The sequence below is a fragment of the Micromonospora sp. NBC_01412 genome, from assembly GCF_045040215.1.
Taxonomy (GTDB): Bacteria; Actinomycetota; Actinomycetes; order Mycobacteriales; family Micromonosporaceae; genus Micromonospora; species Micromonospora rubida.
On record NZ_CP109528.1, the window covers coordinates 6,011,976 to 6,028,605 of the forward strand.

Annotated in this window: 16 protein-coding genes; 5 read left to right on the forward strand and 11 right to left on the reverse strand. The window is 70.7% G+C overall.

Annotated features, from left to right (window positions below; all coding sequences use genetic code 11):
• Positions 1 to 97: 97 nt before the first annotated feature.
• The 8 genes from OG617_RS26480 to OG617_RS26515 are packed head-to-tail and all read right to left on the reverse strand — an operon-like array spanning position 98 to position 8,156.
• Entirely contained in the window at positions 98 to 751 is a 654-nt protein-coding gene (locus OG617_RS26480; RefSeq protein WP_405095650.1) for a DUF47 domain-containing protein, read from the reverse strand.
• Positions 748 to 1,707 (reverse strand): inorganic phosphate transporter, encoded by a 960-nt coding sequence (locus OG617_RS26485; RefSeq protein ID WP_405095651.1) that lies wholly within the window; start codon positions 1,705 to 1,707, stop codon positions 748 to 750. Before OG617_RS26485 ends, OG617_RS26480 begins: the two co-directional genes overlap by 4 nt.
• Positions 1,704 to 3,581, reverse strand: coding sequence for a 3D-(3,5/4)-trihydroxycyclohexane-1,2-dione acylhydrolase (decyclizing) (iolD, locus tag OG617_RS26490; RefSeq protein WP_405095652.1), 1,878 nt, complete (start codon positions 3,579 to 3,581; stop codon positions 1,704 to 1,706). Before iolD ends, OG617_RS26485 begins: the two co-directional genes overlap by 4 nt.
• Positions 3,578 to 4,438 carry a 5-deoxy-glucuronate isomerase gene (gene iolB, locus OG617_RS26495; RefSeq protein WP_405095653.1) on the reverse strand — a complete coding sequence of 287 codons (861 nt, stop codon included), beginning with the start codon at positions 4,436 to 4,438 and terminating at the stop codon, positions 3,578 to 3,580. The genes iolD and iolB overlap by 4 nt, the downstream gene beginning before the upstream one ends.
• Positions 4,435 to 5,304, reverse strand: coding sequence for an aldolase (locus OG617_RS26500; RefSeq protein ID WP_405095654.1), 870 nt, complete (start codon positions 5,302 to 5,304; stop codon positions 4,435 to 4,437). Before OG617_RS26500 ends, iolB begins: the two co-directional genes overlap by 4 nt.
• Positions 5,297 to 6,250, reverse strand: a complete 954-nt coding sequence (gene iolC, locus OG617_RS26505) for a 5-dehydro-2-deoxygluconokinase (RefSeq protein WP_405095655.1) — start codon at positions 6,248 to 6,250, stop codon at positions 5,297 to 5,299. The genes OG617_RS26500 and iolC overlap by 8 nt, the downstream gene beginning before the upstream one ends.
• A complete protein-coding gene (locus OG617_RS26510) occupies positions 6,247 to 7,116 on the reverse strand; it encodes a TIM barrel protein (protein ID WP_405095656.1) in 870 nt (289 codons plus the stop codon). Before OG617_RS26510 ends, iolC begins: the two co-directional genes overlap by 4 nt.
• A complete protein-coding gene (locus OG617_RS26515; protein ID WP_405095657.1) occupies positions 7,113 to 8,156 on the reverse strand; it encodes a Gfo/Idh/MocA family oxidoreductase in 1,044 nt (347 codons plus the stop codon). The genes OG617_RS26510 and OG617_RS26515 overlap by 4 nt, the downstream gene beginning before the upstream one ends.
• Positions 8,157 to 8,331: 175 nt before the next feature.
• Here OG617_RS26515 and OG617_RS26520 point away from each other — a divergent pair, with 175 nt between their 5' ends.
• Complete coding sequence (locus OG617_RS26520) at positions 8,332 to 9,072, forward strand: GntR family transcriptional regulator (RefSeq protein WP_405095658.1); 741 nt, start codon at positions 8,332 to 8,334, stop codon at positions 9,070 to 9,072.
• A gap of 56 nt (positions 9,073 to 9,128) precedes the next feature.
• Here the strand turns inward: OG617_RS26520 and OG617_RS26525 are convergent, their stop codons facing one another.
• The 3 genes from OG617_RS26525 to OG617_RS26535 form a co-directional block, all read right to left on the reverse strand.
• Positions 9,129 to 10,481: a phytase gene (locus OG617_RS26525; protein WP_405095659.1), complete on the reverse strand. Its 1,353-nt coding sequence runs from the start codon at positions 10,479 to 10,481 to the stop codon at positions 9,129 to 9,131.
• Positions 10,482 to 11,216: 735 nt separating this feature from the next.
• Entirely contained in the window at positions 11,217 to 11,834 is a 618-nt protein-coding gene (locus OG617_RS26530; protein WP_405095660.1) for a hypothetical protein, read from the reverse strand.
• Between the two features lie 290 nt (positions 11,835 to 12,124).
• Positions 12,125 to 13,198, reverse strand: a complete 1,074-nt coding sequence (locus OG617_RS26535) for an N-acetylmuramoyl-L-alanine amidase (RefSeq protein ID WP_405095661.1) — start codon at positions 13,196 to 13,198, stop codon at positions 12,125 to 12,127.
• A gap of 443 nt (positions 13,199 to 13,641) precedes the next feature.
• Here OG617_RS26535 and OG617_RS26540 point away from each other — a divergent pair, with 443 nt between their 5' ends.
• From OG617_RS26540 to OG617_RS26555, 4 genes are all read left to right on the forward strand, one after another.
• The gene (locus OG617_RS26540; RefSeq protein ID WP_405095662.1) at positions 13,642 to 14,148 is read left to right on the forward strand and encodes a hypothetical protein; all 507 of its coding nucleotides are present in this window, start codon (positions 13,642 to 13,644) and stop codon (positions 14,146 to 14,148) included.
• Positions 14,149 to 14,370: 222 nt separating this feature from the next.
• Complete coding sequence (locus OG617_RS26545; RefSeq protein ID WP_405095663.1) at positions 14,371 to 14,781, forward strand: hypothetical protein; 411 nt, start codon at positions 14,371 to 14,373, stop codon at positions 14,779 to 14,781.
• A gap of 18 nt (positions 14,782 to 14,799) precedes the next feature.
• Positions 14,800 to 15,489, forward strand: a complete 690-nt coding sequence (locus tag OG617_RS26550) for a hypothetical protein (protein ID WP_405095664.1) — start codon at positions 14,800 to 14,802, stop codon at positions 15,487 to 15,489.
• Positions 15,490 to 15,520: 31 nt separating this feature from the next.
• A complete protein-coding gene (locus OG617_RS26555; protein WP_405095665.1) occupies positions 15,521 to 16,522 on the forward strand; it encodes a LacI family DNA-binding transcriptional regulator in 1,002 nt (333 codons plus the stop codon).
• Positions 16,523 to 16,630: the final 108 nt, after the last annotated feature.

Consider the following 16,630-nt stretch of genomic DNA (forward strand, 5'->3'; position numbering starts at 1 on the left):
CTCGTCCGTCGGATGTGGTGAAGACCTGTCGCATCCGCGGAGTGTCCTGAGCGTAATACGGCGGCAATCTTTGTCAAGACATATGTACATCAGCCCTTCAGACGATTCGCTTCAACATCGCGTCGGCCAGCGCGTCGCAGCACTCGGCCAGCCGAAGGCCGACGACGTCGATGCGACGCAGCAGCTCACGCTGCCGCAGCATCTCGGAGGTCACGTCCCCGGCCAGCAACTGCCCGATCGCCTCCTGGTACACGCGACGCACGACACCGGCCCGCTTCCGTACGGCCAGGACGAGGTCGGCGACGTCGGTCGGGTGGTCGACCAGCTGCTGAAGGGCGCGGCGCAGCAGCGCGAGCCCTTCCCGAACGGCGATGAGCGCCGGCACGGCGGCGTCCACGCTGGGCGCACCGAACAGGTCGTTCTCCCGTACGAAGTCCCGTAGGTTGTCCAGCACGTCGTCGATCGACCGGGAAAGCCGGAACAGGTCCTCGCGGTCGATCGGTGTGGTGAGCGAGGCGGCGAGCTCGATGACGAGTTGCCGCCGGTGGTCGTCGCCGGCGTGTTCGATGTCGCCCATCCGGGCCCGGCCCGTGGCCGACGGCACGGCCCTGGTGACCACGTCGATGGCCAGGTCCACCGCCTCCTGATTCTGCTCGAGCTGGCGCAGCAGGATGCCGACGACCCGATGATGGGAGCGACCGGCGAGGTCATCGACGATCCGCCAGACCCGGCGCAGCCGACGGCCGGTCACCGGAGCCCTCGCACGGCCAGCCCGGCCACCGCCGCCATGCCGAAGCTGGCCGGCAGGGTCACCAGCCACGAGATCAGGATCGGCACGGCGTACTGCCAGCGCACCCGGCGTGCGCCCTGGCTGGCGCCGACGCCGACCAGGCCGGCCGCCACGGACTGGGTCATGCTGACCGGCACGCCCAGCCCGGCGGTGCCGAACACCGCCGCGGACGAGGCGATCTCGGCCGAGACGATCTGCCACGGACGTGGCGGAGACAGGCTGAACGTGGCACCGCGCGACATCCGCCGTAGGCTCGTCAGCGCCCCCGCGGCGAACAGCGCTGCCACGGCGGACAACACCGGCAGCGACAGTTCGGCCGAGCCGTGGACGGCGGCGACGGCGACCGCGGCGACCGCGAACATCTTCTGCCCGTCGTTGGCCGCGTAGGCCAGGCACTGGCAGCCGAACGCGCCGACGTGCGCCAGCCGGACCGTGGCCGATGCCCGACCGGTGGTCGGGACCCGCTGGGCCAGCACGCCGAGCAGATAGCCCAGCAGCCCACCGACGAGGGGCGCGGCCGCGCCGATGCCGAGCATCGTCGCAAGAGTGGTCCACGACGGCATGAGCCCGAGCCCGAGCCCGGCGCCCGCCAACCCGCCGATGATCGCCAGGGTCACGCTCGTCGGTACGCCTCGCCACGTCAGCACCAGGACCAGTGCGACCGCCGCCGCCACGCCGATCACGACGATCGGCTGCCCGCCGCGATCGCCGGAGGCGACCAGCCGGCCGGTGAACGCGTGCGCCACATCCAGTCCGAAGAGGCGGGGACCGGCGACGATGGCGGCGAGAAGCAGTCCGAGCATGGCGATGCCGGCGACCTCGCGGTGGCGTAGGGCGAGGGCGAGCAACGCACCGCCGTCGTTGGCACCGCAGACGAAGACGAACACGGCGGCGAGCACGGACAGCACGACGCTCACAGACCTGACCAGTGGCCGCGCTGCGTCGCTTTGCGCTCCACGTACCGCTGCCTGGCCGGTGGGCCGTCCGGCGTGGTCGACACCGCGGCCACCGGGACGTCCCACCACGCGTCGTTGGCCGGGCTCCCCGGTCCGCCGAGCTCGGTACGGACGTGCACAACCGTGGTGGTGGCGGCGGCGCGCGCCTTCACCAGCGCCGCGCGGACCTCGTCGAGGGTGTCCGCGGTCAGGACGTCGGCGCCCAGACTTGCCGCGTTCGCGGCCAGGTCGACCGGCAGCGGCTGTCCGTCGAAGCGGCCGGAGGCAGGGTTGCGGTATCGGTAGACGGTGCCGAACCGGGCACCGCCCACCTGCTCGGACAGCGCCCCGATGGAGGCGTAACCGCGGTTGTCGACCAGCACCACCACCAGCTTGAGCCCCTCCGCCACGGCGGTGACCAACTCCTGCGCCATCATCAGGTAGGAGCCGTCCCCGACGAGGACGAAGACCTCGGCGTCCGGCTGGGCCAGCTTCACGCCCAGGCCACCGGCGATCTCGTAGCCCATGCAGGAGTAGCCGTACTCGACGTGATATTGCCGAGGGCTCGCCGGCCGCCACAGCTTGTGCAGGTCGCCGGGCATGGAACCGGCCGCGCAGACGACCACGTCGGCCGGGCGGGCGGCGTCGTTCACCGCGCCGATGAGCTGGCTCTGGGTGAGGGGGCCGGGCCCAGGGCGGCGGGCCTCGTCGACGGCGTCGTCCCACCGGCGGGTCAGGGTCACGGCCAGCTTCCTGCGCTCCTCGCTCACCTGCCAGCGCGGCAGCGCCGCGTCGAGTGCCCGCAGCCCTTCCCGCGCGTCCGCGACCACGCTGACCGCGCTGAGCTTCGCCGCGTCGAAAGTAGCCACGTTCAGATTGACGAACCGCACCGACGGCTCGGCGAACAACGACCGCGAAGCGGTGGTGAAGTCCGAGTAGCGGGTGCCGATGCCCAGCACCACGTCGGCCTCGGCGGCGAGGGCGTTGGCGGCCGTGGATCCGGTCACGCCGATCGGGCCGACCGCGCACGGATGGTCGTGGGGCAGCGCGCCGCGGCCGGCCTGGGTCTCCGCCACGGGGATGCCGGTGCGTCGGGCGAAGGAGGCGAGCTCGTCATTGGCGTCGCTGTAGGTCACGCCGCCGCCGGCGACGATGAGCGGGCGGCGTGCCTCGCGCAGGGCCTGCGCCGCTCGGGCCAGCGCGGCCGGCTCGGGTACCGGGCGCGGCACGTGCCAGGTCCGCTCGGTGAACAGCTCGTCCGGCCAGTCGTACGCCTCGGCCTGCACGTCCTGCGGCATGGCCAGCGTGACCGCTCCGGTTTCGGCCGGGTCGGTGAGCACCCGCATCGCGGCGAGCAGCGCCGCCGGCAACTGTTCGGGGCGGTTGATGCGGTCCCAGAACCGCGACACCGGCCGCAGCGTGTCGTTGACCGACACGTCGTAGGAGCGGGAATCCTCCAGCTCCTGAAGGACGGGATTGGCCACCCGGGTGGCGAAGACGTCCCCGGGCAGCAGCAGGACCGGCAGCCGGTTGACGGTGGCCAGGGCGGCGCCCGTGACGAGGTTGGTGGCGCCCGGCCCGATCGAGGTGGTGCAGGCGAACGTCGACATCCGGGCGGTCATCCGTGCGTAGGCGACCGCGGTGTGGACCATCGCCTGTTCGTTACGGCACTGGTAGTAGGTCATCCCCGGGTCGCCGTCCAGCTCGGCCTGCCGCAGCGCCTGGCCGAGCCCGGCGACGTTGCCGTGGCCGAAGATTCCGAAACAGCCGGCGATCAGCCTGTGCCGTTGCCCGTCCCGCTCGCTGTACTGGTTGGCGAGGAAGCGGATGGTCGCCTGCGCCACGGTGAGTCTCATGTGCTGGTCCTCCCCAGATGGTTCGTCATCGGTACGCGTGGGTCGACCGGCTGGCCGGACCAGGAGCTACGGATCCACCCGTGGGCGGGGTCGTCGGCGCAGGCCATCGACCGCTCGGCGGCCGGACCGGCCAGGACGTTCAGGTAGTAGAGGTCGTAACCGGGGGCCGCCATCGACGGCCCGTGGTAGCCGTTCGGCACCAGGACGACGTCGCCGGCACCGACCTCGGCCAGCACGTCGGTGGTGCCGTACACCCGCTGGTAGGCAAGGCCGCGCGTCTCGAAGTAGTAGATCTCCTCGAGAACCGCCTCGCCGGGGGCCTCGGTGTCGTGTTTGTGCGGTGGGTACGACGACCAGTTCCCGCCCGGGGTGAGCAGCTCGACGGCGACGAGCCTGTCGCAGTCGAAGGCGTCCGGGGCGCAGAAGTTGTTCACCTGGCGGCTCGCCGCCCCCGCCCCCCGCACCTCCACCGGCACCTGCTCGGCCGGGCCGTAACGCGGGGGCAGCCGGCGCCCGGCCCGCGCCGACGGCAGCGCGAACCGCCCACCTGTCGTGCTGGACACCTCCACCCGTGCCCCGATCGGCAGGTAGCAGAAGTCGCTGACCCGGTCGAAGACGCTGGTTCGGCCGACGAGCTCGAACCGCGTCCCGTCGCAGTCGACCATCGCCGAGCCGGTCAGCGGCAGCACCAGCATCTCGTCGTCACCAGTGGTGAAGACGCGCGTCTGACCGGGCTCCAGGTCCAGCACCCGCAGCCCGCAGTAGGTCCAACCGGCCACTTCCGGTGTCACCTGGACCGTCCACCCAGGTGTCGTCGTGGCGCCCCGGGAAATGTGCACCGCGCTCACCGCCTTCACAGCAGGGCGGTGGCCGCGTCGACGGCGGCCGCCACATCGTCGTCGGCCGGGTAGAGCAGCGCTCGTCCGGCCACCAGTCCGCGCACGCCGGGCAGCTCCAGCGCCTTCTGCCAACCGGCGTAGGCCTGTTCGGGCGGCGCCTCACCGCCGAGCAGCAGCACGGGCAGCGTGGTGGCGTCGAGGACCCGGTCCATCTCCTCGACGACCGGGATCTTCAACCAGGTGTACGCCGAGGTCGCGCCGAGCGCCTGACCGATGCTGATCGCCCGGATGAGCGCCTCGGGGCGCTGGTCGAGCCGCGTCCGGCCGTCGACCCGGCTCACCGGCAGCGGCTCGACCATCGCCATCAGGCCGCGCCCGGCCAGCGCCGTCACCGCACGGCCGCACGCCTCCAGGGTGTTGACCGTGCCGGGGTCGTCGAGGTCGATGCGGCACAGCATCTTGCCGCCGTCGAAGTTCATCGCGGCGATCGTCTCGGCGTCGTAGCCGGTGAACCGGTCGTCCAGCTCGAACACCGAGCCGGTGATGCCGCCACGGTTCATCGATCCGATGACGAGCTTGTCGTGCAGGACGCCGAGGAGCATGAGGTCCTCGACGATGTCGGCGGTGGCGAGCACGCCGTGCACGCCGGGGCGGGCAAGCGCCACGCAGAGCCGGTCGAGCAGGTCGGCCCGGCTGGCCATCGCGTCGGCCCGGTCCCGGACCCCGATCGTGCCGCGGGCCGGGTGGTCCGCGGCGATGATCATCAGCCGCTGGTCACCCCAGTCGGACAGCCGCCGCCGGGACTGCGCGGACTCCGCGATCACCGCGGGCCGGCTGGCGCGGCGCCGGACCAGGTCACCGATCTGGGCACTGGCATCAGACATCCGGATTCTCCCCGAGCAGGGCCGACACCTCGTCGGCGGTGGGCATGGCAGCGGAGCAGGCCAGCCGGGAGGCGACGATGGCGCCCGCCGTGCTGGCGTACCGCAGGGTGTGACGCAGCGGCCAGCCGGCGAGCATGCCGTGGCAGAGCGCGCCGCCGAACGCGTCGCCGGCGCCCAGGCCGTTGACCACCTCGACCGGAGTGGGTGGCACCCGTACCCGCTGGCCGTCGGCCGTGCGGCCGAGCACCCCCTCCGGTCCGAGCTTCACCACGGCCAGGGCGACACCGAAGTCGAGCAGCGCCTGCGCGGCCCGCTCCGGATCGTCTTCACCGGTGGCCACGGCGCACTCCTCGCGGTTACCGACAGCTACGCTCACCGCGCCACTGGCGAGCGCGGCCCGGTAGTGCCCGGTGGCCTCCTCGGCCGAGGACCAGAACATCGGCCGATAGTCCAGGTCCAGCACGGTCGGCCCACGGCGATGGGCGAGCACCGCGTGCAGGGCGGCGCGGCTGGGCTCGGCACACAGGCCGGTGCCGGTGAGCCAGACGATCCGCGCCGCGCCGAGCGCGTCCAGGTCCAGCTCCTGCGCGGCGATCTCCAGGTCAGGAGCCTTGGGCTCGCGGTAGAAGTACAGCGGAAAGTTGTCCGGCGGGAAGATCTCACAGAAGGTGAGCGGCGTTTTGAGGAGCGGTACCGACCGGACGAACCGGTCGTCGACCCCGTACTCCTTGAGCGCGGTGCGCACGAAGTCGCCGAACGGGTCGTCCCCGGTGCGCGTCACCACCGCGACGTGCCGTCCCAGTCGGGCGGCGGCGACCGCGACGTTGGTCGGCGACCCGCCGAGGAACCGGCCGAAGGTGTCCACCTCGGACAGCGGGACACCGGAACGCAGCGGGTAGAGGTCGACGCCGCACCTGCCGACGGTGATGAGGTCGAAGGCGGTCACGACGGCAGTCCCCGCAGATAGGCCAGGCAGGCGGCAACCTCGGTGACCGGTCCGGCCCCGGCCGGCGGGTCCCGGTCCAGGACGAGATCCTGCTCCAGTACGTACCAGCCGGCGTAACCGGCCTCCTCCAGCGAGGCGACGATGGCGGCGATGTCCACGTCACCCTGGCCGAGCGGGCGGTAGAGGCCCTGCGCGACCGCGTCGCGGTAGCTCACCGCACCGGCGCGGACCTTTTGGGCCTGCCCGGCGTCGACGTCCTTGAGGTGCACGTGTCTCACCCGCGCCGCGGCCTGGCCGGTCAGCCGCACCGGATCCCCGCCGCCGGCCAGCACATGGCCGGTGTCCAGGCAGAGCCCGATGTCGGAGCCGTCGAGCAGCCGCTCGATCTCCTCCGGCCCTTCGATCATGGTGCCGACGTGCGGGTGCAGTGTGGCGGTCACGCCGGCGTCGGCGGCCACCCGATCCAGCAGGTCAAGGTTCGACAGCAGGGTCCGCCAACCGTCGGCGTCGAGCTCCGGGCGGGAGTCGTATCCGTCGAGACCGGTCGCCGCGGCGAGGACGAGGACACCGGCGTCCGCCGCCCGGAACTGCCGCAGGGCGGCGGTGACCTCTGGCACCAGATCCTGGGTCGCCTCGTGCAGCACCACCGGCAGGAATCCACCGACGGCCCGCAGGCCGTGCCGTCGCAGTGTCTCCTGGCGGGCCGCGCCGTCTGCGGGCAGGAACCCGTCCGGGCCGAACTCGCTGGCCGTCAACCCGAGGGCGGCCATCTCCGCCAACACCCGGTCCACGTCCAGCTGGTGGCCCCAGCCGGGCACCTCACACACGCCCCAGGAGATGGGCGCGCCCGCCAGCCGCCGCGTCATGCCAGCACCGCCGAGCGCTCGAGCCCGTTCGCGGAGCCGCTGGCGCGGATCTCCTCGACCCGCACGGGCCGGCGCTCACGCCGCGAGCGGTCGGCGGCCTCGGCGATGTAGAGCGCCTCGAGCGCCTCGGCAACCGTGCACGCGCTGCCGCGCCGACCAGCCGCGTAGTCGAGGAACGCGTTCATCTCCGCGGTGTAGGACGCGCCGAAGCGCTGCCAGAAGTCCGGCCACGGATCGCCGCTGGGATAGCTGACGCCCGGTTCGGCCGAGCGCAGCGGCGCCCGGTCGTCAAGACCGACGACGAAGGTCGACTCGGTGCCGGCGAGTTCGGCGCGTACGTCGTAACCGCCGCCGTTGTACCGCGAGCCCTGCAGGGTCGCCAGGGTGCCGTCGGCGAACGTCAGAATGGCTACGGAGGTGTCGATGTCGTTCGCCTCGGCGAAGAAGCTGGCACCCCGGTTCGCGCCGGTGGCGTAGACCTCGACGACCTCCTGGCCGGTCAGCCAGCGGGCGATGTCGAAGTCGTGGATGTGGCAGTCGCGGAAGATCCCGCCGGACAGGGGGATGTACTCGGCCGGCGGAGGCGCCGGATCGGCGGTGAGCAGATGCAGGCGGTGCAGGGTGCCGACCGCGCCGCTGCGCAGCGCCTCCCTGGCCGCTTGGTAACCCGCGTCGAAACGGCGCTGGAACCCCACCTGCACCCGGCCGTCGGCCGCCGCCACCCGCTGGGCGATCTCGACCGTGCGCGCCAGATCGGCCGCGACCGGCTTCTCGCAGAACACGGTCAGCCCGGCGTCGACCCCGCGCTCGATCAGGTCGGCGTGCGTGGCCGTGGGCGTTGCGATGACGATTCCGTCGAGCGGCGTGGCGAACACCTCGTCGATCGGACCGGCAGCGCGTACGCCAAGGTGTTCGGCCACGTCACGAGCGCGCTCGGGCATGACGTCGCCGAGCACGAGCTCGGTCACCTCGGGGTGACTCGCGAGCAGGCGGGCGTGTGTCGCACCGATGCGTCCGACACCGAGCAGTCCAATGCGCATGAACGAATACCTCCCACAGGTTGAACATCGGTGGCGGCGGGCGGGCGCCAGCAGATGCTTGCCATGATTCGTAGTCCCCGACACACACCCACGTCAACACTTTGTCAGGACATTCTGATGTCTGATATGTTGGACGCGTCCACAACCAGGGTCTGCGACGAAGCGTGAGGAACCATTGACCACCCCCCTGTCGATCACGCTCGACCGGACCAGTCCGGTCCCGCTGTACTTTCAGGTCGCCCAGCAGATAGAGGCGATGATCGACGCCGGCACCCTGCCCGCCGGCCACCGGCTGGACAACGAGATCCAGCTCGCCGATCAGATGGGCCTGTCCCGCCCGACGATGCGGCAGGCCATCCAGCACCTCGTCGACAAAGGGCTGCTGGTGCGCAAGCGCGGGGTCGGCACGCAGGTCGTGCACAGCATGGTGAAACGGTCGGTGGAGTTGTCGAGCCTCTACGACGACCTGGCGCTGGCCAGCAAGCGGCCCACCACCACCGTGCTCAACATGGCTCGTGTTCCGGCCGAGGACGACGTTGCCTTCGCCCTGCGAGTCCCACCGGGCACCGAGGTGGTGCACCTGCAGCGGCTGCGGTGCGCGCAGGGGGAGCCTCTGGCGATCATGCACAACTGGCTGCCTGAGGGGCTGACCGACCTCACCGTCGAACGGCTGGAGCAGCATGGCCTCTACGAGATGCTGCGCGCCGCCGCCGTCCACATGCGGGTCGCCAACCAGCGCATCGGCGCGCGCGCCGCGACCCTCGCGGAGGCGAAGCTGCTGCACGAGCGGCGTGGCGCACCACTGCTGACGATGAGCCGCACGACGTACGACGACAACGGCCGTGCCGTCGAATACGGCTCGCACGTCTATCGGGCGACGCTGTACACCTTCGAGATCGCGCTCGTCGAGCGCTGATCGTGACGCACGCGCCGTCGCCCGGCCCCGCGACGCGGGACCGGGCGACGGTTTGTTCAGCTTCGGGGAGTCCAGCCTGTCGGGTCGACAGCCAGATCGAGATCCTCAGCGATGTCATCCCACTCGACGAACTTGAAGTTCGTCGTGGTGCGCGGCTCGCCATTGCCGTCGAGCACCTCAGGGCCGTCGAAGCCGTCCTGGACGACGAACAGACCCTCGTCGAACCTGTCACCGAGCGGCACGTTCATCACCATCGCCCCGTCGCACTCTTCCGAGCCGTCCGGGTGGGTGGGGTCGGCGTGCGGCCCGACCCGGAACGAGCCGAGGAAGGTGTTGGCGCCGGAGCGCTGGTACACCACGAACGTGTTGTCGCCCTGGCTCGACGCCAACAGGTAGCCCTTGCCGTTGGCCCGGTAGTAGATGGTCAGGCCCTCGACGTCGGCCGTGATGTGCGTGCCACCGTAGCCGGGATCGGGGCCGGACTGGAAGCACTCCTCGGTCACCGGGTCGTAGGCGAGCGGGAGGCCGAACTCCTTCACCTTGTCCATCAGGACCGGAGTCCCGGTCAGGGTTGCCGACACCTTCCAGATGCCGACGTCCTCCTGACCGGCGTAGAGCACACCGCTGGTGGCGTCGACCACCATGCCCTCGACCTGCGGCAGGTCGCCGGGGTCGTCGCACGGCGTCCAGGTGCTGCCGTTGGGCAGCGCGAAGCTCTGCGGCAGGGTGAGGCTGCGAACCTTGTGGTAAGTGACGGTCCCGGCCGGGGTGACGGTGAGCTCCAGCAGCGCCACGGTGGTCTCGTGCCGTTGGCTCACCAGCGCGTAGTTGCGCCCGGTCGCGCGGTCCTTCCACGTCGCCAGCCCGTAGGCCGTGCGCTGGTCGTTGACCTCTGCTTCGTTCGTGGCGTACACCATCGGAGCCGACGCGCTCGTCACGTCGGTGAGCGCCGTGCTGCCACCGGCCGGGTTGATCCGGTAGACCCGCAGCTTGTCACGACCACGGTCGGTCGTCACGGCGAGGTCGACGGTGGCGCCACCGACCCGGACCCCGTAGAGCAGGTCCACGTTGTTGAACCGGCCGGGCGAGTCGTCGGGCCCCGGTGCCGCCGGTGCCGCGATGCTCTGCACCAGCCCACCGGACAGGTTGTAGACCCGCAGGCCACCTTCCTTGGCCGTTCCCACCACCAGGCTCTTGGCCGAGTTGGTCGGATGCACCCAGATCGCAGGATCGTCGGCATTGGCGTCGCCGCCTGCGGCATCGTCGAACAGCGTGGGCGTCTCGAGTTCCGCCTTGATGGTCGGGACGGCCATGGCGGCGGCCGGCGTCGAGGTCGACGCCACGACAACTACCGCTGTCAGGCAGAACGAGGTCGCCGTCAGCAGACGGCGACCGGGTTTGAAGCGCATTGTGCCTCCCGGATGTGGGACGGGGATGGGGGAGAACCTTGCGAGGACGGACGTTACATCAGTATGTCATTACAAACAATAGTCACGACATATTGTCGTGCATGATGCCGGCGGGAGCTTGCCCACCTGCCCCGCACGCTGGTGAAACGTCGATGGATCGACCGCTCCGTCGGCGTGGGTTCCGGGCCCGGTGGCTCCCGGGAGGCGGTCACCTGCGTAACTGCCCGCTCGTCGCCGGGTGAGGATCGGCGGGCCCGGGTGGAGTCGGATCGTGACCGGGGTCAGGGAAGAGGGGTGGTTGGCGTAGCAGGGTGGGCTGGCCTCTGCGCAGGGCGACGACGGTCAGCCGTCGTGCCTCGTCGGCCTGCGCACGATCGGGTGGCTGGTCCAGCGCCGGCGACGGGTCCGGATCCATGAGAGGCTGTCCGGGCGGTCGCGGGAGGTGATCCACTGCGTTGTGCCCCGGTCGTAGGTGGCCCGGCACCGTCGGCGTGGTTTCTTTGTGCTTACCGCCGTATTCGGGCCATTGCCGGCCCGGGTGGGGTATCAGGTTGAGCGGCCCGAACTCGGCCATGCAGAAGGTGACTTCGGGCTCGCCGTCCTCGACACCCGGACGGGGTGACCGTCACGCGCCGCTGTGACTGGGCGCCTGAGTTGGCAAATGAACGCGGCATCTGGCGGGACGAGGCACGGTAGGTGGCGAGGCTGGCGCACCGTGCCAGTCCCAGACCCTACTCATGGCTGCTCCGCGCGACCCGCGCGGGCGAGGTGGGCGACGGCGCGGCGGCGCCAGTTCGACATCCACCAGAAGGCGCCGAAGAACAGGACAAGGCCGGGAAACACGAGGATGGGGCTGGCCACATTGTTCTCCGGCTGGGCCCATGCCCTGATGCCGGTTCCGGTCATCAGGAAGCCCGCGGCGCCGCACAGGCCGATCAGGTAGCCCTCGACCCGCATCGGTACGGGCACGTCCTTGGGCCTGATACGCGCCCTGCCGGATTCGATCAGCCGGAGTGCTTCGGCCTCGCCACGGCTGCCGAGGCCTGCGCCCAGCGAGCCCTCGGACCCGGCGGGCTGCCCGTCAGGGCTCTGCCTCGGGGCCTCGTCGTAAGGGATTCCGGCGAACCGAGTGGTGAACACGGCGTCTGGGACGACGAGGACGGCGTTCTGATCCGTCGGTGCAGAGCGCAGCTGCTGAAGTGCCTCCTCGGTGTGCGGCGAGCCGAGCGCGGCGATGTAGCGGGCGAGCGCCTGTCTGGCCTCCGCCTCGGTGGGGTAATCCTCGCCTGTGCTCAGCGGTGCGGAGAACGGGCTGTCGTCGCTGTAGTGCGCCCAGGTCCATTCGGTGTCCACACCCATCAACCTATCCACACCTCCCGCCCGGCACGAGGGAGCCGTGGCAGTGCAGAACCTGTCCGTCAGGGAGTTTCTGACGGGGCCAGGTCACCACCGAACCGGTGGCGCGTCACACCACCAGAGGGCAGAACGTTTCCTGATGCGGCACCAGATTGTCGGGCAAGACCTGGCGCTCTTTCGGGCATCGGGACCGGTGGTGCGTCAGCACGCCGGCAGCCAAACCCGAACGTCCGGACCGGCGGGTTCGGGCCCGCCGGTCCGGACGTCAATAAGGCCGATTGGGCGGCTCAGACCCGGGTGACCCGCACCGCGTCGGCGATCACGTATCCGGCGGCGTTGGTCCAGCGGCTCACGCCGACCAGATTGCGGTCGCCGGCGGCGAGGTTGAAGGTGCCGATCGAGCGCCACGCCCCGCCGCCGGTGCTCTGGTCCACGTTCACCGTCTGGGTGCCCGAGGCGGTGACCACGACGTGCGGCGTCGCGGTGTTGTAGCCGGCGACGGCCGGATACCACACATCGACCCGGTGGTTGCCGGCCGCCGGGATGTTCACCTTGAACCAGGCCGCGTCGCTCTCGAGCACCGGGTTGGCGAAGCGGTAGTCGGCGCCGTAGCGCTGCGCCGAGTAGGCCGAGGTGGACCAGTTGGCGCTCGCGGTGAAGCGGCCCGCGGTCGTGTTGTCCACGATGGTGCTGAACGACGTCGGCGGCGGCGTGGTGCTCAGGCCCAGGTGGGCGGCGATGCCCTGGGCGTGCGCGCGCGCGACGGCGGTGATGAAGTCGGCGCGCTTGAGCAGGTTCGTGTCGGCGACCGAGTCGATGAACAGGTTCTCGGTCAGGACCGCCGGCATGGCGCTTTCGCGAAGAACGTGGAAGTTGGCGGTCTTCTGCCCCCGGTCGGTCACCGACCCGATCGACCGCATGCCGGAGACGATCCGCGGGTGGAGGGCGTTGTGCAGGCTGAGGTCCCCCGAACCCCCGCTGGGATAGCGGTAGCTCTCGAAGCCGGTGCCGCCGCCGGAATTGATGTGGATGCTCACGAAGATGTTCGCGCCCCAGGCGTTGGCGTCGTCCGTGCGGTAGGCGAGGCTGCGGGTGAGGTCGGTCGTGCGGGACATCCGCACGTCGACGCTGTAGTTGGCCAGCAGGATGTCGCGCACCTGGAGCGAGATGGCGAGGGTGAGGTTCTTCTCCTGCAGGCCGTTGCCGACCGCGCCGGAGTCGGTGCCGCCGTGGCCCGGGTCGATGTAGACGCGGGGAAGGGCGGCCTGCGCGCGGCCGGCGAGCAGGGGTGCGGCCAGTACGCCTGCCGCGGTGGCGAGAAGGGTGCGGCGTCGCACGGCGGAGTTACCAAAACTGGACATTGACGCCTCTCGACTACGGAGTGGGGTGGGGTGGCGGCCTGGACCTCGCGTCACGGCCGACGATGTGCTCGGCCCCGACCGGCGCCCCGCCCACCCGTTGCCGTTGTCACCGGCGGGCCGGGTGTGCGTCCGCCTGGCTTGATCCAGAAGACGTTCCTGGCGAGATCGTAACGAGCATCGATGCCTGCGTGAAGAATGTTTACATGAAATTATCCTGATCTTGGAAGATTCCTACGCGCCGGGAGGCTGGTCCCGGCACCTCCCAGCCCTGACCTCCGGGGTGCTCACCGCGTTCGTGTCTCCTCCGCTCCCGTGCGGCGGCGTGCCGCTGGGCGGTGGAACGCGACCCGGTCGGTTTGGTGACCGCATGCTTGCCGTGTGTGACCGAATGGTTGAGGGTCGAACCGCACCCACATCTCCCGCACCTGCGACTGAGGAGTCCCATGCAGCCGTTCGACCTGACCAATGGCGACCAGATCCTCAACCAGAACGCGTTGGCGAACAACGTCAGCGGGCTGAACCTGTCCGTACGCACGGATCTCGGCGCCCGCGTGGAGGCGTGGCGGCCGGGGCCCGACATCGTCGGCGACGAGAGGTTCTTCTGCCACGGCTACTCGTTGGGCACCTTCGGCCCGCACAGGTACACCGTGTGGGGCCGGTTCCTGCCCCGCGTGCTGGCCGACGAGTACCAGACGCTCGGGCGGATCGACATCGCGCGGAACGTCGCGGCCCGCGACGTCTTGGTCTGGTGGCTGGGGGGCACGGACGCGTACCACTCCGCGGTGGTGGAGCAGCCCGTGACCCTGTCCACCGGCGTTCTGGACCCGGCACAGACGGGCGTCAGCTCGAAGACCGGCACCGGTCCGCTGTGGATCGGCATCCTGGCCGAGGACGTGAAGCAGCAGTACCGGTCTGCGGCGTACATCGAGGTGTACCGCCGCAACCCGTGAGGTGCGGCGCGGGACGGTCGAACCGCTGCCGTCCCGCGCCCGTCCGTACCAGTGCGTGAGTGCGCCCATGCCGGCCCCTCGCCGGCCGCGAGCGGAACAAGACCGCGGCCGGACTCGCCGAGCTGCCACTACAGTCCCACGGAATGGGGAACCTGCTCGACTTTCGCGGGTGGCAGCATCGCCGGGCACCGCCGAAACCGTCACGAAGGAGGTCACGTCGACATGCATGTGGGAAACCCCGCCGACCGCCCCGAACCGGGCTTCACCCGGCCCGGGCAGGTGCCGCTCATCGCGAGCCGGGTGGAGTGGAGGGAGATGCCGCATCCCGATCGCACCGCAAATCGATACGACGTCATCGGCACGCTGTTGGCGGCGGGCATCGATGCGGCCCGGATACACATGTATTACGACCACGAGGACGGCGGCGCCTACTGGGTTGTGACCCTGGATGACGGGCGCGCGGCCGTACTGACCGACGACACAGAGGAGTATGTGGGTCACATGGAGGGGCCGTGGCCCTTCAAGGTCATATTCCTCAGCCCGGACGGTGTCCGCACAAAGATCGATTACTCTGTCGACAAGCTGAAGGCCGCAATCGTCACGTGGTGTGCCGAGGCCGTGGGACCTCGGTGAAGGCGGGGGACAAGGACGTTGTTCGAGCCCGGCTCGCGTTCCAAGCAGACCTTGACCTTCATGCTGCCTGAGGACGTCTCCGCGTTCAGCGACGCGGTGGCGCCGTCGATCGGAGGGCTCGCGCAGTGGGCGACGCACGACCGGGAATCGGGCGTCGTCCTTCACGAGTCGCTGTCGTCCGCGACGCGGCACGCCGGCGTCCAGGCGTTCCTGCATCTCCTCGGCCGGGACGGCGGCGTGGTGGGGCCCGCCATCCAGTACCTGCACACGCGCGTGTGGACGACGGACGCCGACGTCCTCGAAGCGACGGGCGGCCGATACCGGCCGGTCAGGACCCAGCCCGAGGAGATGCAGCCCGGCCGGCTGGCCTTCAAGTGGTTCCCGGATGCCGAGGCGGACCGGGTTCAGAAGGACTTCGTCGAGTTGATCGGCCTTGCGTGGAAGGCGCTCAACGGGGTTACCTCCCCGCACCTGATGACGGCCGCCGGCAAGCCGGTCCGCACTGGCGTATCGGGCCGGCGGCGAAGGCATGGGTGCGGCGCGACCCGGGGCGCGTCATGCACGACGGCGCACTGCGCCTGCACCTCAGGGAACCGGGCAGGCGCGGGTCAGCGTGACGACCCCAGGGCGTCCGACCTCACCGACGGCGGCTGCAACCCAGTCGGTTCGCGTCAAGCAGATGACTTTCTACGTCACCATGCTGCTTAGTTTTTGCAGGGGCGTGACGTAGCATTACGGCGTGACGAAGCGACTGACCGAGGTGGCCCGGAAGGCGGGCGTCAGCGAGGCGACGGTCAGCAGGGTGCTCAACGGGCGCGGTGGCGTCTCCGAGTCCACCCGCACCGCCGTGCTCACCGCGCTGGACGTGCTCGGCTACGAGCGGCCCACCAAGCTGCGGGGGGAGCGGGCCCGGCTGGTCGGGCTGGTGCTGCCGGAGCTGCAGAACCCGATCTTCCCGGCGCTCGCCGAGGTGGTCACCGGGACGCTGGCCCAGCGCGGCTACACCCCGGCGCTGTGCGCCCGGACCATCGGCGGCGTGCCCGAGTCGGACTACGTCGAGATGCTGCTCGACCACCAGGTGTCCGGCATCATCTTCGCCGGTGGGTCGTACGCGCTCGCCGGCGCCTCGCACGACCACTACCGCCGGCTGACCGACCGGGGGCTGCCGGTCGTGCTGGTGAACGCGGGCGTCGACGCGCTGGACTTCCCCCGCGTCTCCACCGACGACGCGGTCGCGGTGGAGCAGGCGTACGGGCACCTGCGGTCGCTCGGCCACGAACGGATCGGCATCGTGCTGGGCCCGGAGGACCACATCCCCTCCCAGCGCAAGCTGGCCGCGTTGGCGCGGATCGCCGGCTGGCAGGACCCGGACGAGTGCGTGGAGCGCTCCAGCTTCTCGATGGAGGGGGCCCGGGTCGCGGCCGCCAAGCTGGTCGACCGGGGCGTCACCGGCATCATCTGCGCCAGCGACGTCCTGGCGCTGGGCACGATCCGCGCGGTGCGCCGGCTCGGGCTGTCGGTGCCCGGCGACGTGTCGGTGGTCGGCTTCGACGACTCGGCGTTCATGACCTGCACAGACCCGCCGCTGACCACCGTGCGGCAGCCGATCGAGACGATGGGCCAGGCTGCCGTGAACCTGCTGGTCACCCAGATCGACGGTGCCGGCGTCCTGCGCGACGAGCTGCTGTTCGAGCCCGAACTGGTGGTGCGCGGTTCCACCGCGCCCGCCCCCGGCCGCTGACCCGGGTCCACCCCGGCCGCTGACCGGCCGCTGACCGCCGTTCCCGTCGCTGACCGTCGCGCCGGGCACCGACCGGCCACCCGACCACCCGGCCATCAGCCACGGTCC